This is a genomic window from Streptomyces sp. NPDC057638, assembly GCF_042800315.1.
Classification (GTDB): domain Bacteria; phylum Actinomycetota; class Actinomycetes; order Streptomycetales; family Streptomycetaceae; genus Streptomyces.
Genome location: NZ_JBHVHF010000018.1, coordinates 39659 through 56336, shown reverse-complemented (window position 1 = coordinate 56336; position 16678 = coordinate 39659). Strand labels below are relative to the sequence as shown.

Below are 16678 nucleotides of genomic sequence, written 5' to 3'. Positions count from 1 at the left end.
CCCCTGAAGGCCCGCCCTCGCGCCGTGCGGTGCGCCTGAGCCGGGCAGGCGCCCAGGCTCATTCCTTGCGGTAGGAGTACGCCTCTGTCGCGGCCGCCTCCACCGCGTCCAGACTGGCCCCGGCCGACGCCGTGACCACCGCGGCGACCGCGCCCTCCACGAAGGGCGCGTCGATCAGCCGGGTTCCTTCCGGAACCTCGTCCCCCTCCGCCACCAGCGATTTCACCGTGAGTACCGCACTGCCCAGATCCACCAGCACGGCGATCCCCACGCCCTGGTCGACCGCCTCGGCCGCTCGCGCTATCAGCGCGGAGCTGGTCCCGAGCCCGCCGTCCGGGGTGCCCCCGGCGGCGGCGACGGGGGCCGTCGGGCCACCGCCCGCGAGTCCCCTGGCCAACGCGGCGACGGACTCCGCTACCGCCGCGCTGTGGGAGACCAGCACTATGCCGACCTTCTTGTCCTCACTCATCGCGCCACCTCCCGGGAATGGGGAGCCCGTTCGCTCCGCCGATGCCGCTGGGGCTCCCCGCGGGGGAGCCACTCGTCACCCTCATCGCGCCGCGTCCGCGAGCGCGGCGATCAGGAGAGCGGAGGACGCCGCCCCGGGATCCTGGTGGCCGATGCTGCGTTCGCCCAGATAGCTGGCCCTGCCCTTGTGGGCCTGGAGCACGATCGTGGCCTGCGCGCCCTTCTCGGCCGCGTCCCGGGCCGCCTCGAACGAGTCCAGGGTGTCCTCCAGCGCGGCCACCGCGGGCTCCAGGGCGTCCAGCATCGTCTTGTCCCCCGGCCGGGCGCCCCCGAGCTGCGCCACGGCGGCCACCCCCGCCCGCAGGGCGTCCCCCAACTGGGCCGGTGTCACCTCGGGCGCGTCCCCGAGTGCCTTGCCCGCGCGCCGCAGGAGTGTCCCGTACAGCGGTCCGGACGCGCCACCCACCGAGGAGACGAGGGTCCGACCGGCCAGGACCAGCACGGCTCCGGGCGTCCCGGGTGCCTCCTCCTCCAGCGCCGCCGAGACCGCCGCGAAGCCCCGCTGGAGATTGCTGCCGTGGTCGGCGTCGCCGATGGCCGAGTCCAGCTCGGTGAGTCTGTCGGCCTCCCGGTCCACCAGCGCGGTGGACGCCGTCAGCCAGCGGCGGAAGAAACGGGCGTCGAGCACATGAACCTCCTGTGGTGAGTCGGTCCTGGTGGTTCAGCGACCCCAGCGGAGCGCGGCGGTCCGCACCGGCGCGTCCCAGAGTCCCAACAGCTCCTCATCGACTTCGCAGAGTGTTACCGAACAGCCTGCCATGTCCAGAGACGTCACATAGTTTCCGACGAGGGTACGGGCGACGGACACCCGTCGCTCGGCGAGTGCCCGCTGGACCTCGGCGTTGTATCCGTACAGCTCCAGCAGGGGAGTCGCGCCCATCCCGTTCACCAGGACGAGTACCGGCCCCCGGGGTTCGCGGTCCTCGATCACCGCGTCCACGCTGATGTCCGCGATCTCCCGGGCGGTCATCATCGGGCGGCGCTCCCGGCCGGGCTCGCCATGGATACCGATGCCCAGCTCCAGCTCACCGCCGGGCAGGTCGAAGGTGGGGGAGCCCTTCGCCGGGGTGGTGACGGCGCTGAGGGCGACCCCGAAGCTGCGCGAGAGATCGTTGACCTGGCGCCCGATCGCCTCCACCCGCTCCAGCGGGGCCCCGGCCTCGGCGGCGGCACCGGCGATCTTCTCCACGAAGAGCGTCGCCCCGGTGCCTCGCCGTCCGGCCGTGTCCCCGCCGTCGGACACGGCCACGTCATCGTGGACGAGCACCCGGCCCAGCCGGATCCCCTCGTCCTCCGCCAGCTCGGCGGCCATGTCGAAGTTGAGGACGTCACCCGTGTAGTTCTTGATGACGAAGACCACCCCCTGGCCGCTGTCCACGGCCGCCGCGGCCCGCACCATCTGGTCGGGTACGGGGCTGGTGAACACCTCGCCGGGACAGGCGGCGGCCAGCATCCCCGGCCCGACGAAGCCACCGTGCAACGGCTCGTGCCCCGACCCGCCCCCGGACACCAGCGCCACCTGCCCGGCGACGGGCGCGTCCCGCCGCACGATCACCCGGTGCTCCACATCCACCAGGAGCTCGGGATGGGCGGCGGCCATCCCCCGCAGGGCGTCGGCGACCACGGTCTCGGGAACATTGATGAGCATCCTCAACGGTCTCTCCTCGGCAGCTGAACAGATGGACCCCTGAGCTGTGTTTTCGCAGCTCAGGGCATATAAGGGCAGTTGGTGATCTTGGCGTTCCACGGCGGTCGGGGGCGGGTTTCGGCGGAACTCTCGCTGACCTGATGCCGACTCTTCTGACGATGTATCAAATTTCGGCGGTGGAGCTCGGGTTTTCACACGCGGACACTCGGACCAGTATCAGGCGAGAGTCCCTCTTTGTGAGGGTGGTGTCGTGATCTGTGTTCGCTTGTCGGCCTTGCCGTTCCCCCGACGGTCCGCCGCCCGCGCGACGGGGTTGCCGGGCGGGGGGACATGCTGTGGGGGATGGCCCCTTTCCTCTGTGCGGCGGAGTGGTGGTGTCGCCCGGAAGGATGACGCCTCTCTCTGCTGGTGATCATGTGACTGCCCTGCTCTTCGGACGAGTCCGAACCACGCGGCCGCCTGTCCGGCCGGGTCGTACCGTCGTCCGCGTGTCACAGTGCTGGAGGGCTTGGTCAGTCGCGCTACCGGTCAGTCTGTGGCGCCAGACTCGCGTTGCTGCTGTGCCCGCGCAGGTGGGCGAGTGTTCGGCGGGAAGGACCAGACGGGTGCCCGGGGCTCGGGGGCGAGGACCACCGCAGGAGCCTCTCGGCTTCCACGACAACGTGGTGGAGGAACGGGAGAGCCGACTGCCTGAGGCCTGGATGCCGCTGGCCATGAGGTTGGTGTCACTGCTCGTGTTGACCTTCGAGTTGGTTGAAGCCCGATGATGGCGCGGTGCCACATGATGAGTTGATGCCGATCGGGGCCTTCGCCCAACGCAGTGGTCTGACCTCCAGCGCGTTGCGGTTCTATGCCGACTCCGGGCTGCTGCCCCCTGTCGAGGTCGACCCGGTCTCGGGCTACCGCTACTACAGCGCCGACCAGGTGGTGCAGGCGACCGTGCTGCGTCAGCTCCGCGAGCTCGCCATGCCCCTCACCACTGTCGAGGCTGTACTTGGTTCCGGTGCTGATGAGGCATCCCGGCTACTCGATGAGCATGTCGCAAAGGTCGTCGGGAAGGCGGCGGCCGCGCAGCAGAAGGCTGCTGTCATCAAGTCCGCGCTCGGCAACGTGCCAGGTCTGCCCATTGCTGCGGTGAAGGGCCCTGTGCTGGCGGACGCGGTCGAGCAGGTCCTGACCGCGACCGCGTATGAGCACGGGATGCCGGCACTCGCCGGTCTGCGTATCGAGGCAAGCTATGAGGCGGTCACCCTGACCGCGACGGACCGATACCGGCTCTCCACTCGAACCCTGGTGCCGGCTGAAGCACCGGGGCAGACGTGGGCCGGCACGGTCCACGGCAACGAACTGCGGGGCGCGGTTGCCGAGATCCGCCGCAGTCCGCTGGTGCGGCTGGAAGCGGTGCCGCACGGAATCTGGCTCCGCGTGGCCGACCGGGAGGACCGGCACTGCCGGTTGCTGCCCGAGGAATTCCCCGACTACCAGCTGATGCTCGCTTCACTAGGCGACGTCACGACCCGTGTGACGGTGCCGAAGGAGCTGCTCCTGCGAGCCTTGGAAGACCAGCCCGGGGAGCGCATCACGCTGCACGTTTCCGACCACGGAATGCACGTCCGGTCAGCGGATGACGACAGCTCGGACATCTGGCTCCCGGCCACGGTAACGGGCCGGGCCCTCCAGATCTGGTTCGAGCTGACCACGTTCTATCCCGCCGTGAGCACCGCGATCGGCCCCGATGTCTTGCTCGACCTGCGGGGACCCGACCTTCCCGTCACGATCCGCTCCGCCGACCGCGGGGATCTCACCACCCTGGCCATGCCCATCGAGTCCGACCACTCCGCCTGAGAGAAACGACGAGGAACAGCCCATGACCACCGCACCCGCCAGCTCCGACCCGACCATGGAGGCCATCGGTCACGCCGTCGCCGAGGGCAGATCCGGTGACGGCGCCTCCGCCCGCCGGAAACTGCTGGGCCTGTGGTCCGCGATCGGTGTCACCGGTGATCCGCTGCACCGCTGCTCTCTCGCTCACCACCTGGCAGATCTCTACGAAGATCCCGCCCAGGCCCTCGCCTGGGACGTCCGGGCCCTGGACGCTGCCGATGCCGTGACCGAGCAGCGAGTCCAGGAGCATCACGCCGGCCTCCACATCGCCGGCTTCTACCCCTCCCTGCACCTCAACCTCGCCGACAACTACCGTCGGCTCGGCTCCTTCGAAGCCGCCACCGAGCACATCAACGCGGCAAAAGCACACACCCCCAGCCTTCCTCAGGGTCCCTACGGTGACCTTCTGCGTGGCACCATCCACGAGGTCGCCGAGGCCATCGCCGGGCGGGACCGGTCACGGCGAGCCTCCGCGCCCGGTTCCGCCGCGTGACGCACTAGAACGCACCCCTCACCATCGAGCGATGTCGCACAAGGCCCGAGCGCTCCGTCCCGGTTGACGGTCGCGGAGTAGGTGAGGGGGTCGGAGAACGGGGGCTGCACGCCGGGCTTCCCGCCCGACCGGCGCCAGCGACCTCGCCCGCCCCCTTGGTGGGGGCGACCAGAGGCAGGGTGCGGGCCTGGGGCGGCGCCCAAGTGTTCCGTTCAGGGTGCCGCCCCGGCACGGCCGTGCCCTCCTCGGGCAGGCGGAGGAGGGCACGGCCATGGGTCCTGTTCGGTCCGGTCAGACCCCGGTCCGGTCCTTCGGGTACGGCGCCACGGTCGCGGGCTCCGGCACGGCCGCGTTCCGGGGCGCGGGGCCGGTCTCGCTGAGGCCGTACCGATCGTGGAACCCGCGCAGGAAGCGGGGCGCGTACCAGGCCGAGCGGCCGAGCAGGCGCATCGCGGCGGGGACCAGGACACCGCGTACGGCGACGGCGTCGATGAGGATGGCCAGCCCGCTGCCCAGCCCGAACACCTGGAGGAAGCTGAGCTCGGCCGTCCCGAAGGCGAAGAAGGTGACGGCGAGCAGGCAGGCCGCGGCGCTGACGATGCGTCCCGTACGACCGAGGCCGTTGGCCACGGCGGACTCGTTGTCCTCGCCCAGATCATGGAGTTCCTTGATCCGGCTGGTGACGAACACCTCGTAGTCCATGGAGAGGCCGAAGGCGACGCAGAACATCAGCACGGTCATCGTCACCGGCATGGGCTGTGCGGTGAAGCCGAGCACCGAGGAGAGGTTCCCGTCCTGGAAGATCCAGGTCATGACGCCGAGGGTGGCCCCCAGGCTGACCAGGTTGAGGACCAGCGCGCGCAGCGGCTGGACGATGCTCCCGGTGAAGAGGAACAACAGCAGGAAGGTGGTGAGCGCGACCAGGGCCACCGCGAGCGGAAGCTGGCCGCCGATGGAGTCCTTGGAGTCGACGAGCGCGGCGTCGGCGCCGCCCACCAGCGGTCGCGTCCCGTCGGGCGGAGTGACCGCCCGTACCCGCTCGACCAGGTCCTGCGCCTCGTCCGACGCCGGTGCCAGGGCGCTGACGACGTTGACGCGCTGCGCGTCCGGGCGGCCGAGGGCGGCATTGCCGGTGCCGTCCGCCACGGACCGTCCGCCGGTGGTGGTTCCGGTGCTGGTCTCGACGCGGGCGACGCCGTCGAGTTCGGAGAGAGCGCGCGCGTACGCACGCAGGGAGGTCGTGTTCACGGGCCCGTCGATGACGACGTGGAGGGCCGCTTCGTCGCTGCCGTTGAACTTCTCCGCCAGGACCGAGGCGACCTGACGGCTCTGGGCGTCCTGGGGGAGCACGCGTTCGTCCGGCGTGCCGAAGGTGATGCCCAGCAGCGGGCTCGCGGCGAGGACCAGGACGGCGAGCACGGGCAGCGCGGTGAGGGCGGGACGCCGCATGACGGTGCGGGCCAGCCGTCCCCAGACGCGCCCTGGGCTGTCGGCGCGTGCCGGGTTCACCCACGGCAGCCGCCCGCTGTTGACCCGGTGCCCGAGGACGACGAAGAGGGCCGGCATCACGAACAGGGTGCTGACGGCGGCGATGAGGACGACGCCGATACCGGCGTATCCGAAGGAGCGCAGGAAGTACTGCGGGAAGACCAGGAGTGCGGCGAGCGCGGCCGCCACGGTCGCGGCTGAGAAGGCGACCGTACGACCCGCGGTGTGCACCGTCAGCCGGACGGCGTCCTCCACCGACTCCCCGGCGGCGAGTTGCTCGCGGAACCGGCTGACCATCAGCAGGGCGTAGTCGATGCCGAGACCGAGACCCAGCGCGGTGGTCAGGTTGATCGCGAAGACGGAGACGTCGGTGACGCTGCCCAGCAGGAACAGCTCGGCGAACGTCCCCATGACGGCGAAGACCCCGATCGCCAGCGGAAGCAGGGCCGCGACCACACTGCCGAAGACGAACAGGAGGAGTACGAGGGTGATGGGGACGGCGATGGCCTCGGCCAGGATCAGGTCCTTCCCCACCTGGGTCCCGATCTCGTCGCCCACGGCGGTGCCGCCGCCCGCCCGGACCGTCAGAGCCCCTTCGTACTCCCCGGTGTAGGTCTCGATGATGCTCTTGGCGTTCGCGTCCTGCTCGGTCTCGTCACCCTTCACATGGGCGAGTACGAGGGCTTCGCGGCCGTCCTCGGAGCGGAGGTCGGGGTTGTCCGCGTCCCAGTACGAGATCACGTTCTCCAGGCCCCGCTCCTTCCGCAGTTCGGCGACCAGGGCCCGGCCGTGCTCCCGGGCGTCCGAGGCGTCGACGCGGCCCTCGGGGGCACGGACCAGCAGGACCAGGTTCGTCTCCCCGCCGAACTTCTCGCCGATGACCTTCCCCGCCCGGGTGGACTCCGAGGCCGGGTCGTCGAAGCCGCCTCCCAGGAGCTTGTCGAAGGCGCCGGCGCCCGCGACACCCATGAGTGCCACAGCCACGACGGCGCCGACGAGTATCAGCCGGGACCGGTGGATCACCAGTTCGGCCAGGCGTTCAAACACGTGTGGTCTCCCTTGAGCGCGGTGGTACTGAGGTCCGGGCGAACGAGATCAGGCGGGCTGAGCCGGTCCGGGGAGGGCTGTGGGCGTGCTGGTCCGCGCGGACCCTTCGGCACAGCGGACGCGGCTGGACCCGCTGTCGGACTCCTCGTCGCCGCGACCGAAGCTAGCGGGGATATAGAGGGCTTGGCAGTGTTAGATTTTTCTGACGAGCTACAACCTCTTTTGGCCCTGCCAGACTCGGCGGCGCTCGCGTGGGTAGGGTCGCGGTATGCCCGCCGAAGAACACGCGAAGACGCGCCCCTCCCTGCGCGAGCGCCGCCGCGCGGCCGCCGTTCAGGAGATCGTGGACGCCGCCGAGCGCCACATCGTCGAGAACGGTCCCGCGTCCCTGTCCCTGCGCGCGGTCGCCCGGGACCTCGGCATGACCGTCCAGGCGCTCTACCACTACTTTCCGAGCTGGGCCGATCTCCTCACGGCCCTCATCGTCAAGGCGTACGACGACATGGCGGACGCCGTGCAGGCCGCCGTCGACACCGCGGCGGAGGGTTCGGATCCGCCGCGCGTCCTGGTCGCGGCCGAGGCATACCGGCACTGGGCCGTCACCCACCCCGAGCGGTTCCAGCTCATCTACGGAACGCCGCTGCGGCAGTACGAGGCACCCGCCGACGGGCCGACCACCCGGGCGATGATCCGCATGAGCCGGATCTTCCAGTGTGTGATGTTCGAAGGGTTCACCCAGGCCCAGCTGGCGGCGGCCGACCATCCGCCGCTGTCGCCCTCGCTGCGCGCGCATCTGGCCCAGTTCCCGCCGGACGGCCTGGGGGCACTGCCGCCCCCCGCGGTCGCCCTCCTTCTGAACGCGTGGGGCCACCTGCACGGCCTCGTCGTCCTGGAGGTGTCCGGGCACACCGTGTTCCTCGGTGGGCACCAGGCCGAGATCTTCCGCATGGGGATGCGGAACATGGTGGAGGACGTGCGCAGCCGGATACCCGCCGCCGCACCGGGCACATCGGCCACGGAGCCCGCCGCGGATGAGCGTGCCGATGTGCCGGAGCCGATCTGAGCCGGTATCAGCGGGAGCCGCGTGTACCCCTGTGCGCGTACTCCCGGCCCACGACCGGGCTGTCCGGCGCCGATGCCGGGGCGCCCCGGGCCGCGCGGGGCCACAGCCGTACGGCGAGCAGACCCGCCGCGAGGGCGATGGCGCCCAGGGCGAGAACTGCCGAGGAGAGTCCGGCCGCCGCGCCGAGCCAGCCGGCCAGCGGGTAGGTGAGGAGCCAGGCGGCGTGGGAGAGGGAGAACTGGGCGGCGAAGGCGGGGGCGCGCTGCTCGGGGGGTGCGGAGCGGCGGATCAGCCGCCCGGTGGGGGTGAGGACGAGGGAGGCGGCGGCGCCGAAGGCCGCCCAGGAGGCCAGGAGCGCGGGCCAGCGCCAGGCGCCGCCGTCCGCCGTGGTGATCAGGGCGAGTCCGGCGAAGACGGGGGTGAGGAGGAGGCCGCCGCGCAGCATGACCGTACGGTCCCCGGTCCGGTCGAGGAGACGGGGCAGCAGCAGGGCGGCGATCATGGATCCGGCCCCGTACGCGCCGAGCGCCAGGGCCACGTCACCGGCGCTGCGGCCGAGTTCGGCGCGGACGTAGACGACGGTGTTGACGGTGACCATGGCGCCCGCCGCCGCGACGGCGAGGTTGAGCGCCAGCAGGGACCGCAGCTGCGGTACGGCGAGGAAGAGACGGGTGCCCGCGGTGGCGCGGGCGTACGGACCGCCGGTGCGCGGGGCGGGGGCGGGTCTGGGCAGGACGGCCGAGGCGACCAGGGCGGCGGAGGCGGCGAAGCCCGCCACGGTTCCGTAGAAGAGCCCGTTGTCGGTGATCACGGTGAGGAGCGCCGCGGCGAGGGCGGGGCTGAAGAGGCTCTCCAGGTCGTAGGCGAGGCGGGAGAGCGACAGGGCCCGGGTGTAGTCGCGTTCGGCGGGCAGGACATCGGGGATGGTGGCCTGGAAGGTGGGGGTGAAGGCGGCGGACGCGGCCTGGAGCAGGAAGATCAGGGCGTAGACCTGCCAGACCTCGGTGACGAACGGCAGGGCCAGGGCGGTACCGCCGCGTATCAGGTCCGAGCCCACCATCAGGGCCCGGCGCGGCAGCCGGTCGGCCGCCGCGCCGATCGCCGGGGCGATCAGCACATAGGCGCCCATCTTGATCGTCAGGGCGGTGCCGAGCACCGCGCCGGCGTCCGCGCCCGCGATGTCGTACGCGAGCAGTCCCAGGGCCACGGTCGCCAGGCCGGTGCCGGTCAGGGCGATCACCTGGGCGGCGAACAGATGGCGGTAGGTGCGGTTGCGCAGCACGGACAGCATCCGGCGCTCCTCGACGGGCCGACGGGCGGGCTCTGCGGACCCCTCCATCGTAATCTCATGTGCGCATCTGTGCACATATAAATTCCGGCGGCCGGAATCTGCCCCTAAGCTGTGGCCATGGCCGACCGCGAACCTGTCCCAGCTGCGACCTATACGCATCTGCCGGTGCCGGAGGGGACGCATCTGCGGGCCCCCGACCCGGCCCGGCTCGCGCAGGCGGCCGAGGTCTTCGCCATGGCCGCCGACGCGACCCGGCTGCATCTGCTCTGGCTGCTCGCCCAGGACGAGTCCGATGTCGGATCGCTCGCCGCCCGGTGCGGCGCCTCCCGGACCGCCGTCAGCCAGCACCTGGCGAAACTGCGGCTGGCCGGGCTGGTGGAGACCCGCCGTGAGGGCCGCCATGTCGTCTACCGCCTTCGCGACGGACATCTGCGCCGACTCGTCCTGGAGGCGCTCAGCTACGCCGACCACCGGGTCAGCGGGCAGGCGCCCCACGACTGAGCGCGCTCACCCCGCCGTACTCGTCGATGACAGGGCGCCGTGACCGGAGCCGAGGGCCTGACGTACGGCTGCGACGGGTAGCCCGTACCGGGCGTGCGTGCGGTCCGGCCCGGGGATGTTCCGCCGGATCCAGCCCTCCTCGGTGAACACCCGCCGGACCGGACCGCCCTCGATGATCACCCCCGGGGTCTTCGGGTCGCGGGCGCGGAACTCCGCGCGGGGGGACCGGCGGCGGCAGCGGGTGTCCTTCCAGGCGTTCTCCCGAGGGCTGAGGTCGACGGCCCGGCCGTTCGCGCGGGGGGCAGTACGTCGGCCGGGGCTCCCGCCGCCTCCAGTCGTCCGTCGCGCAGGAGCAGGCAGTGCTGCCCGGCGCGCGCCGCCGTCAGGTCGTGGGTGGCCTGGACGACGGTGGTGCCCTCGGCGGCGATGTCGGCGAGCAGGTGCTCGATGCCCTGCCGTGCCTCGGGGTCGAGCCCCGTGCAGGGTTCGTCGAGAAGCAGCAGGTCGGACCGCTGGGCCAGTCCCTGGGCGATGAAGGCGCGTTGGCGCTGGCCGCCGGAGAGTTCGCCGAGCTGGCGGGCGGCGAGCGGGGCGATGCCCAGGCGCTCCAGCGCTTCGTCCACGGCGTCGTGGTCGCCGCTGGTCAGGCGCCGCCAGGGGCCGCGGGCGTACCAGCGGCCCATCTCCACGGTTCGCCGGACGGTCAGCGGGAGCGCGTCCCCGGCGGTGCTGCGCTGCGGGACGAAGGCGGGCGCGTGACCGCTGCCGTGGCGCACGGTTCCCGCTGTGGGGCGGATCACTCCGGCGAGGACGCCCAGGAGGGTCGACTTGCCGCTGCCGTTCGGGCCGGTCAGCGAGGTGACGCCCAACGCCGGTACGTCCAGGGTGACTTCGCGCAGCACCGGTCGGCGGCCGTATCCGGCGTCGACCGCCGTGAGGCGGACCCGGGGGTGGGGGAGAGGAGGCACGGCGGAAATCCCATCTGTAGTGATAATCATTTTCATTATAGTGTTGCCGCATGGAGTGGCTGAGCGGTCCCTTTGAGGTGACCTTTGTGCAAAGAGCCCTGGTGGCAGGGTTGTTGGTGTCCGCCGTCACGGCGCTCGCCGGTACCTGGGTGGTGCTCCGGGGGATGGCCTTCCTCGGTGACGCGATGTCCCACGGCCTGCTCCCGGGCGTCGCGGTCGCGGTCCTGCTCGGAGGCAGCCCCCTGGTGGGAGCCACGGCGAGCGCCGCCGTGATGGCGACCGGGGTGACCCTCATCGGGCGGACCCCGCGCCTCTCCCAGGACACCAGCATCGGACTGCTCTATGTGGGGATGCTCTCCCTGGGCGTCATCATCGTGTCCCGGTCCCAGTCCTTCGCCGTCGACCTGACCGGCTTCCTCTTCGGGGACGTCCTCGCCGTGGGCCGGGACGACCTGCTCGTCCTGGCCCTCGCCCTCGGCATGGCGGCGACCGTCACCGCGCTGGGCCACCGGGCCTTCCTCGCCCTCGCCTTCGACGAACGCAAGGCCCACACCCTGGGGCTGCGCCCGCGCTGGGCCCACGCCGTACTCCTGGGGCTGCTGACCCTGGCGATCGTCGCCTCGTTCCACATCGTGGGGACCCTGCTCGTCCTCGGCCTGCTCATCGCCCCACCCGCCGCCATGCTCCCGTGGGCGCGCGGCGTGCCCGCCGTCATGGCCGGAGCGGCGCTGCTCGGGGCGAGCGCCACCTTCCTCGGACTGCTCCTGTCCTGGCACCTCGACACCGCCGCGGGCGCCACGATCGCGGTGCTCGCCGTCGCCCAGTTCTTCCTCTCCCGCACCGCCGCGGCGCTCCGCTCCCGCTGGGCACACCGACCCGCGGCGACCGCCGGGGCGCCCCGGTCCGCCGGACCTGAGCACCCCGCGGTCCCCACCCCCCGACCCGCAGCAGATATGGGAGCCCACGACTCGTGACCATCCGCACCAGGGTCCCGGCCCGGCGCCGTGCCCCGATCGCCCTCGCCCTCACCGCCGCCCTCGCGGCCGGATGCACGGCGGGCGGCGCGTCCGGCAGCAGGCCAGGACCACCGGACCCGACACCGCACGGCTATGTCGAAGGGGCCGAGGAATCGGCCGAACAGCAGTCACGTCTCGTCGTGAGCGAGTCCGCCACCGGCCGGACCCGTGTCCTCGACCTGATCACCGGGAAGCGTCACACCGTTCCGCCGGTCAAGGGCGCCACCGCCCTGACCACCGACGGCCGGTTCGGCTACATCCACAGCCCCGGCGGCGTCTCCGTCCTCGACACCGGCGCCTGGATGGTGGACCACGGCGACCACGTCCACTACTACCGCGCGGACATCCGCGCCGTCGGCCGGATCGCCACCCGCGGAGCCGCCCGGACCGGCGGCGACGAGAGCCTGACCGCCGTGACGACCCCGGGCCGCGGGACGACACTCCACCGCCGCGGCGACCTGGAGCGGGGCAGAACGGGAGCGGCCCGGAGCCTGCCCGGACGGCATACCGCCGTGCTCCCCTTCCGGGAGAACCTCCTGGCCGTCCCCGGGCCCGGAGCGACCGCGATAGCGGTGCTCGACCGCCAGGGCCGGGCCAAGGCGTCACTGACGGCCCCCTGCCGTGACCCGCGCGGTGACGCCGTGACCCGCCGGGGCGTCGTCCTCGGCTGCGCGGACGGAGCCCTGCTCATCCGGGCCCACGGTGAGACGTTCTCGGCGGTCCGCATTCCCTACGCCGAGGACGTGCCCGCGCACGAGCGGGCCCGCGACTTCCGTTCCCGGCCCGGCGGCGACACCCTCACGGCCCTGGCCGGAGAGAACGCCGTCTGGGTCCTGGACGTGACCGAACGCAGCTGGAAGCGGGTGCGGACGGGCCCCGTGCTCGCCGCCAACACCGCGGGCGAGGGCGCCCCCCTGCTCGCCCTGGGCACCGACGGCACCCTGCGCGGCTTCGACATCGGGACCGGCGCGCGCACCGCCGAGGCCGCCCTCGGTGCCGCCCCCTCCCGTCCGGGCGTCCGCGCCGGTGCCGCCGGAGCGCCGGAGATCGCCGTCGACCACAGCCGTGCCTACGTCAGCGACCCGAAGGGCCGCCGGATCACCGAGATCGACTACAACGACTCCCTGCGGATCGCCCGCTCCTTCGATCTGGACATCCGCCCGGACCTGATGGTGGAGACCGGCCGATGACCACCGGAACCACCCGGCATCCGTACCGCCGTGCCCTGCTGCTCCTGCTCGGAGTCCTCCCCGGACTCCTGCTGCTCCCGGCCTGCTCCAGCGGCGAGGACCGGCCGCGGATCGTGGTCACCACCAACATCCTCGGCGACATCACCCGCGAGATCGCCGGAGCCGAGGCCGAGGTCACCGTCCTGATGCGGCCCAACGCCGATCCCCACTCCTTCGGGCTGTCCGCCGCCGAGGCGGCCACCCTCGAACAGGCCGACCTCGTGGTGTTCAACGGACTCGGGCTGGAGGAGAACGTGCTGCGGCACGTCGGCAATGCCCGCCGGGCCGGTGTACCCGTCTTCGAGGCCGGAGCCGCCGCCGACCCGCTCACCTACCGGTCCGCCGACAGCGGCAGCCAGGGCGAACAGGGAGCGCCCGACCCGCACTTCTGGACCGACCCCGACCGGGTGCGCAAGGCCGCCCGTCTGATCGCGGACCGGATCACCGAGCATGTGGACGGTGTCGACCGGAACGCCGTGCGGGCCAACGCGCTGCGCTACGAACGACAGCTCGCCGACCTCACCACCTGGATGACCCGGTCCTTCGAGCGCGTCCCCGAGGACCGCCGGGCCCTGGTGACCAACCATCACGTCTTCGGCTACCTCGCCGACCGCTTCGGCTTCCGTGTCATCGGGGCCGTCATCCCCAGCGGCACCACACTCGCCTCGCCCAGCTCGTCCGACCTGCACTCCCTCACCCGGGCGATGCGGGACGCGGGCGTACGGACCATCTTCGCCGACTCCTCGCGCCCCCAGCGCCTGGCCGAGGTCCTGCGCGAGGAGATGGGCGGCGATGTGCGCGTCGTCGAGCTCTACTCCGAGTCACTGACCGAGGAGGGAGGCGGAGCGGACACCTACCTGTCGATGATGCGGGCCAACACCGAGGCCCTGACCAACGGCCTCACCACAGGCTGACGGACCCGCCCGGGGACCGAACGGCCCGGGCGGGGACGCACGACCGTGCCGCGAACCCGCGGCCCCACGCCGCACCCAGCGGCGAAGAGAGGAACACCGCAGTGAGAACAACCGCACGCCGCCGCACCACCACCGGTGCCGCGTTCGCCCTCGCCGCCACCCTGGCCCTGACCGCCTGCGGCGCGGAGAAAGCGGCGGATACCCAGGCCACGGCGGCCGGCAAGAAACCGGACAGCACGCCCCTCGCGGTGACGGACCCCTTGGTCGCCACCTTCGACGGCGGCCTCTACATCCTGGACGGCCGGACCCTGAAGCCGGCCAGGACGGTCGTCCTGCCCGGCTTCAACCGGGTCAACCCCGCTGGAGACGACACCCATGTCATGGTCTCCACCGACTCCGGCTTCCGTGTCCTCGACACCTCCGCGGGGGCCCTGACCGGTGTCGAGTTCACGGGCGCCAAGCCCGGCCATGTCGTCCGGCACGCGGGCAAGACCATCCTCTTCACCGACGGCACCGGCGAGATCCATGTCTTCGACCCGGACGACCTCGCCACCGGTACCAAGCCCGGGGGACGCACCCACACCACCGACAAGCCCCACCACGGAGTGGCCGTCGAGCTGAGGAACGGCGAACTCCTCACCACCGTCGGCGACGACGAGAAGCGCACCGGCGCCCTCGTCCTCGACAAGAACGGCAAGGAGACGGCCCGCAGCGAGAACTGCCCCGGCGTCCACGGCGAAGCCGCCGCCCAGGGCGAGGCGGTCGCCGTCGGCTGCGAGGACGGCGCCCTGATCTACCAGGGCGGCGCGTTCACCAAGGTCACATCCCCCGACCCGTACGGCCGTATCGGCAACCAGGCCGGAAGCGACGCCTCCCCGATCCTCCTCGGCGACTACAAGACCGATCCCGACGCGGAACGCGAACGCCCCGAGCGCGTCTCCCTCATCGACACCCGCACCGGCACGATGCGCCTGGTGGACCTCGGCACCAGTTACTCGTTCCGCTCCCTGGCCCGCGGCCCGCACGGCGAGGCGCTCGTTCTCGGCACGGACGGCGCCCTGCACGTCATCGATCCCGAGAAGGCCAAGGTCACCAGGAGCGTTCCGGCGGTCGGAGCGTGGCGGGAACCCCTGGACTGGCAGCAGCCCCGGCCCGTCCTCTTCGTCCGCGGCCACACCGCCTACGTCAGTGAACCCGCCAAGCGCCAGCTGCACGCCTTCGACATCGCGTCGGGCCGGAAGCAGGCGACCGTCACCCTGCCGAAGGCGACCAACGAGCTGACCGGCGTCACCGCGCACCACTGACCACCCAGCCCCCGGCACACCGTTGGCCGGGCCCTCGTCCGCCCGACGGCACGGGCGCTCGGGGGTCCGGCGAACGCCTCCGCGTACACCTTCGCTCCGCCCGCGTGGTGCTCCGGCGGCGCGTCCCCCGGCGCACGGCGTACGGACGGAGCGCTCATCCGACGCGTGCCGCGGACGCGGCGACGGGGTGCAGGGCGGCGTACTCCAGCGGGGCGGACGGGTCGATCGACACGCTCAGCCGGGCCGGCGGGGCGTCGGCGCGGACGAGGAGGTCACCGACGGCGGCGATCATGGCGCCGTTGTCGGTGCACAGGGTCAGCGGCGGCACCCGCAGCTCCACCCCGGCGGCGGCGCAGCGCTCCTCGGCCAGCGCCCGCACCCGTGAGTTGGCCGCCACCCCGCCGACCACCACCAGCGTCGAGACCCCGTACGCCCGGCACGCGGCCAGCGCCTTACGGGTCAGCACGTCCGCGACGGCTTCCTGGAGCGCGGCGGCGCCGTCGGCCACCGGCAGTTCCTCGCCCGCCAGCCGGTGCTTCTCGGCCCAGCGCGCGGCGGCGGTCTTCAGCCCGGAGAAGGAGAACGCGTACGGATCGTCGCGCGGCCCGGTCAGCGGGCGCGGGAACGCCACCGCGCACGGATTCCCCTCCCGGGCGGCCCGGTCGATCGCCGGACCGCCCGGATAGGGCAGCCCGAAGACCCGGGCCACCTTGTCGAAGCACTCACCCGCCGCGTCATCGACCGTGTCACCCAGATGCAGGATCGGATCCCGGACGAGATCCCGCACCAGCAGCAGCGAGGTGTGACCGCCGGAGACGATCAGCACCACACAGGGATTGGGCAGCGGGCCGTGCTCCAGGGTGTCGGCCGCGACATGCCCGGCCAGGTGGTGCACCCCGTACAGCGGCACTCCCGCCGCGTACGCGAGCCCCTTGGCTCCCGCCAGCCCCACCTGGAGCGCTCCCGACAGACCCGGCCCGGTGGTCACGGCGACCGCGTCGAGGTCGGACAGCCGCAGCCCCGCCTGGTCCAGGGCCTCCCGCACCACCGGATTGAACGACTGGAGGTGGGCCCGGGCGGCGATCTCCGGCACCACCCCGCCGAACCGGGCGTGCTCGTCCATGCTCGACGCCACCACATGGGCGAGCAGCCGCCCCTCCGACACGATCCCGGCTCCGGTCTCATCGCACGACGACTCGATCCCGAGAACGATGCGCCCTGTGGACATAAAGACTCCCTCGCACTCATATCGCGGGGTCAGTGTAGTTGCACACGAGTTGCAACAAAGCCTCCGCCGTTCCTTC

Annotated in this window: 15 protein-coding genes; 8 read left to right on the top strand and 7 right to left on the bottom strand. The window is 72.1% G+C overall.

Annotated elements, in window-relative coordinates; genetic code table 11:
• Positions 1-58 precede the first annotated feature (58 nt).
• From ACFVIM_RS04710 to dhaK, 3 genes are all read right to left on the bottom strand, one after another.
• Positions 59-469, bottom strand: a complete 411-nt coding sequence (locus tag ACFVIM_RS04710; RefSeq protein ID WP_384298419.1) for a PTS-dependent dihydroxyacetone kinase phosphotransferase subunit DhaM — start codon at positions 467-469, stop codon at positions 59-61.
• 81 nt (positions 470-550) lie between these two features.
• The gene (dhaL, locus tag ACFVIM_RS04705) at positions 551-1156 is read right to left on the bottom strand and encodes a dihydroxyacetone kinase subunit DhaL (protein ID WP_384298416.1); all 606 of its coding nucleotides are present in this window, start codon (positions 1154-1156) and stop codon (positions 551-553) included.
• Positions 1157-1189: 33 nt separating this feature from the next.
• Positions 1190-2182 (bottom strand): dihydroxyacetone kinase subunit DhaK, encoded by a 993-nt coding sequence (dhaK, locus tag ACFVIM_RS04700; RefSeq protein ID WP_384298413.1) that lies wholly within the window; start codon positions 2180-2182, stop codon positions 1190-1192.
• A 786-nt stretch (positions 2183-2968) separates the two neighbouring features.
• On the opposite strand from dhaK, the gene ACFVIM_RS04695 reads away from it, so the two are divergent.
• Complete coding sequence (locus tag ACFVIM_RS04695) at positions 2969-4021, top strand: MerR family transcriptional regulator (RefSeq protein ID WP_384298410.1); 1053 nt, start codon at positions 2969-2971, stop codon at positions 4019-4021.
• Between the two features lie 22 nt (positions 4022-4043).
• Positions 4044-4553, top strand: a complete 510-nt coding sequence (locus ACFVIM_RS04690) for a hypothetical protein (protein WP_384298407.1) — start codon at positions 4044-4046, stop codon at positions 4551-4553.
• 291 nt (positions 4554-4844) lie between these two features.
• On the opposite strand, the gene ACFVIM_RS04685 is transcribed toward ACFVIM_RS04690, so the two are convergent.
• Positions 4845-7088, bottom strand: a complete 2244-nt coding sequence (locus tag ACFVIM_RS04685) for an MMPL family transporter (protein ID WP_384298404.1) — start codon at positions 7086-7088, stop codon at positions 4845-4847.
• Positions 7089-7356: 268 nt separating this feature from the next.
• Here ACFVIM_RS04685 and ACFVIM_RS04680 point away from each other — a divergent pair, with 268 nt between their 5' ends.
• Positions 7357-8151: a TetR/AcrR family transcriptional regulator gene (locus ACFVIM_RS04680; protein ID WP_384298401.1), complete on the top strand. Its 795-nt coding sequence runs from the start codon at positions 7357-7359 to the stop codon at positions 8149-8151.
• Between the two features lie 7 nt (positions 8152-8158).
• On the opposite strand, the gene ACFVIM_RS04675 is transcribed toward ACFVIM_RS04680, so the two are convergent.
• Entirely contained in the window at positions 8159-9442 is a 1284-nt protein-coding gene (locus tag ACFVIM_RS04675; protein ID WP_384298429.1) for an MFS transporter, read from the bottom strand.
• Positions 9443-9559: 117 nt separating this feature from the next.
• On the opposite strand from ACFVIM_RS04675, the gene ACFVIM_RS04670 reads away from it, so the two are divergent.
• Positions 9560-9943: an ArsR/SmtB family transcription factor gene (locus ACFVIM_RS04670; protein WP_384298398.1), complete on the top strand. Its 384-nt coding sequence runs from the start codon at positions 9560-9562 to the stop codon at positions 9941-9943.
• A 176-nt stretch (positions 9944-10119) separates the two neighbouring features.
• Here ACFVIM_RS04670 and aztA read toward each other — a convergent pair whose 3' ends face one another.
• Complete coding sequence (gene aztA, locus ACFVIM_RS04665; RefSeq protein WP_384298395.1) at positions 10120-10941, bottom strand: zinc ABC transporter ATP-binding protein AztA; 822 nt, start codon at positions 10939-10941, stop codon at positions 10120-10122.
• A 20-nt stretch (positions 10942-10961) separates the two neighbouring features.
• Between aztA and aztB the strand changes: the two genes are divergently transcribed.
• The 4 genes from aztB (at position 10962) to aztD (ending at position 15374) form a co-directional block, all read left to right on the top strand.
• Positions 10962-11885, top strand: a complete 924-nt coding sequence (gene aztB / locus ACFVIM_RS04660) for a zinc ABC transporter permease AztB (RefSeq protein WP_384298393.1) — start codon at positions 10962-10964, stop codon at positions 11883-11885.
• Positions 11882-13117, top strand: coding sequence for a hypothetical protein (locus ACFVIM_RS04655; protein ID WP_384298390.1), 1236 nt, complete (start codon positions 11882-11884; stop codon positions 13115-13117). The genes aztB and ACFVIM_RS04655 overlap by 4 nt, the downstream gene beginning before the upstream one ends.
• The gene (aztC, locus tag ACFVIM_RS04650) at positions 13114-14070 is read left to right on the top strand and encodes a zinc ABC transporter substrate-binding protein AztC (protein ID WP_384298388.1); all 957 of its coding nucleotides are present in this window, start codon (positions 13114-13116) and stop codon (positions 14068-14070) included. The genes ACFVIM_RS04655 and aztC overlap by 4 nt, the downstream gene beginning before the upstream one ends.
• Before the next feature lie 101 nt (positions 14071-14171).
• A complete protein-coding gene (gene aztD, locus ACFVIM_RS04645; protein WP_384298385.1) occupies positions 14172-15374 on the top strand; it encodes a zinc metallochaperone AztD in 1203 nt (400 codons plus the stop codon).
• Positions 15375-15528: 154 nt separating this feature from the next.
• On the opposite strand, the gene tsaD is transcribed toward aztD, so the two are convergent.
• Positions 15529-16602, bottom strand: a complete 1074-nt coding sequence (tsaD, locus tag ACFVIM_RS04640) for a tRNA (adenosine(37)-N6)-threonylcarbamoyltransferase complex transferase subunit TsaD (protein ID WP_384298382.1) — start codon at positions 16600-16602, stop codon at positions 15529-15531.
• Between the last annotated feature and the right edge of the window lie 76 nt (positions 16603-16678).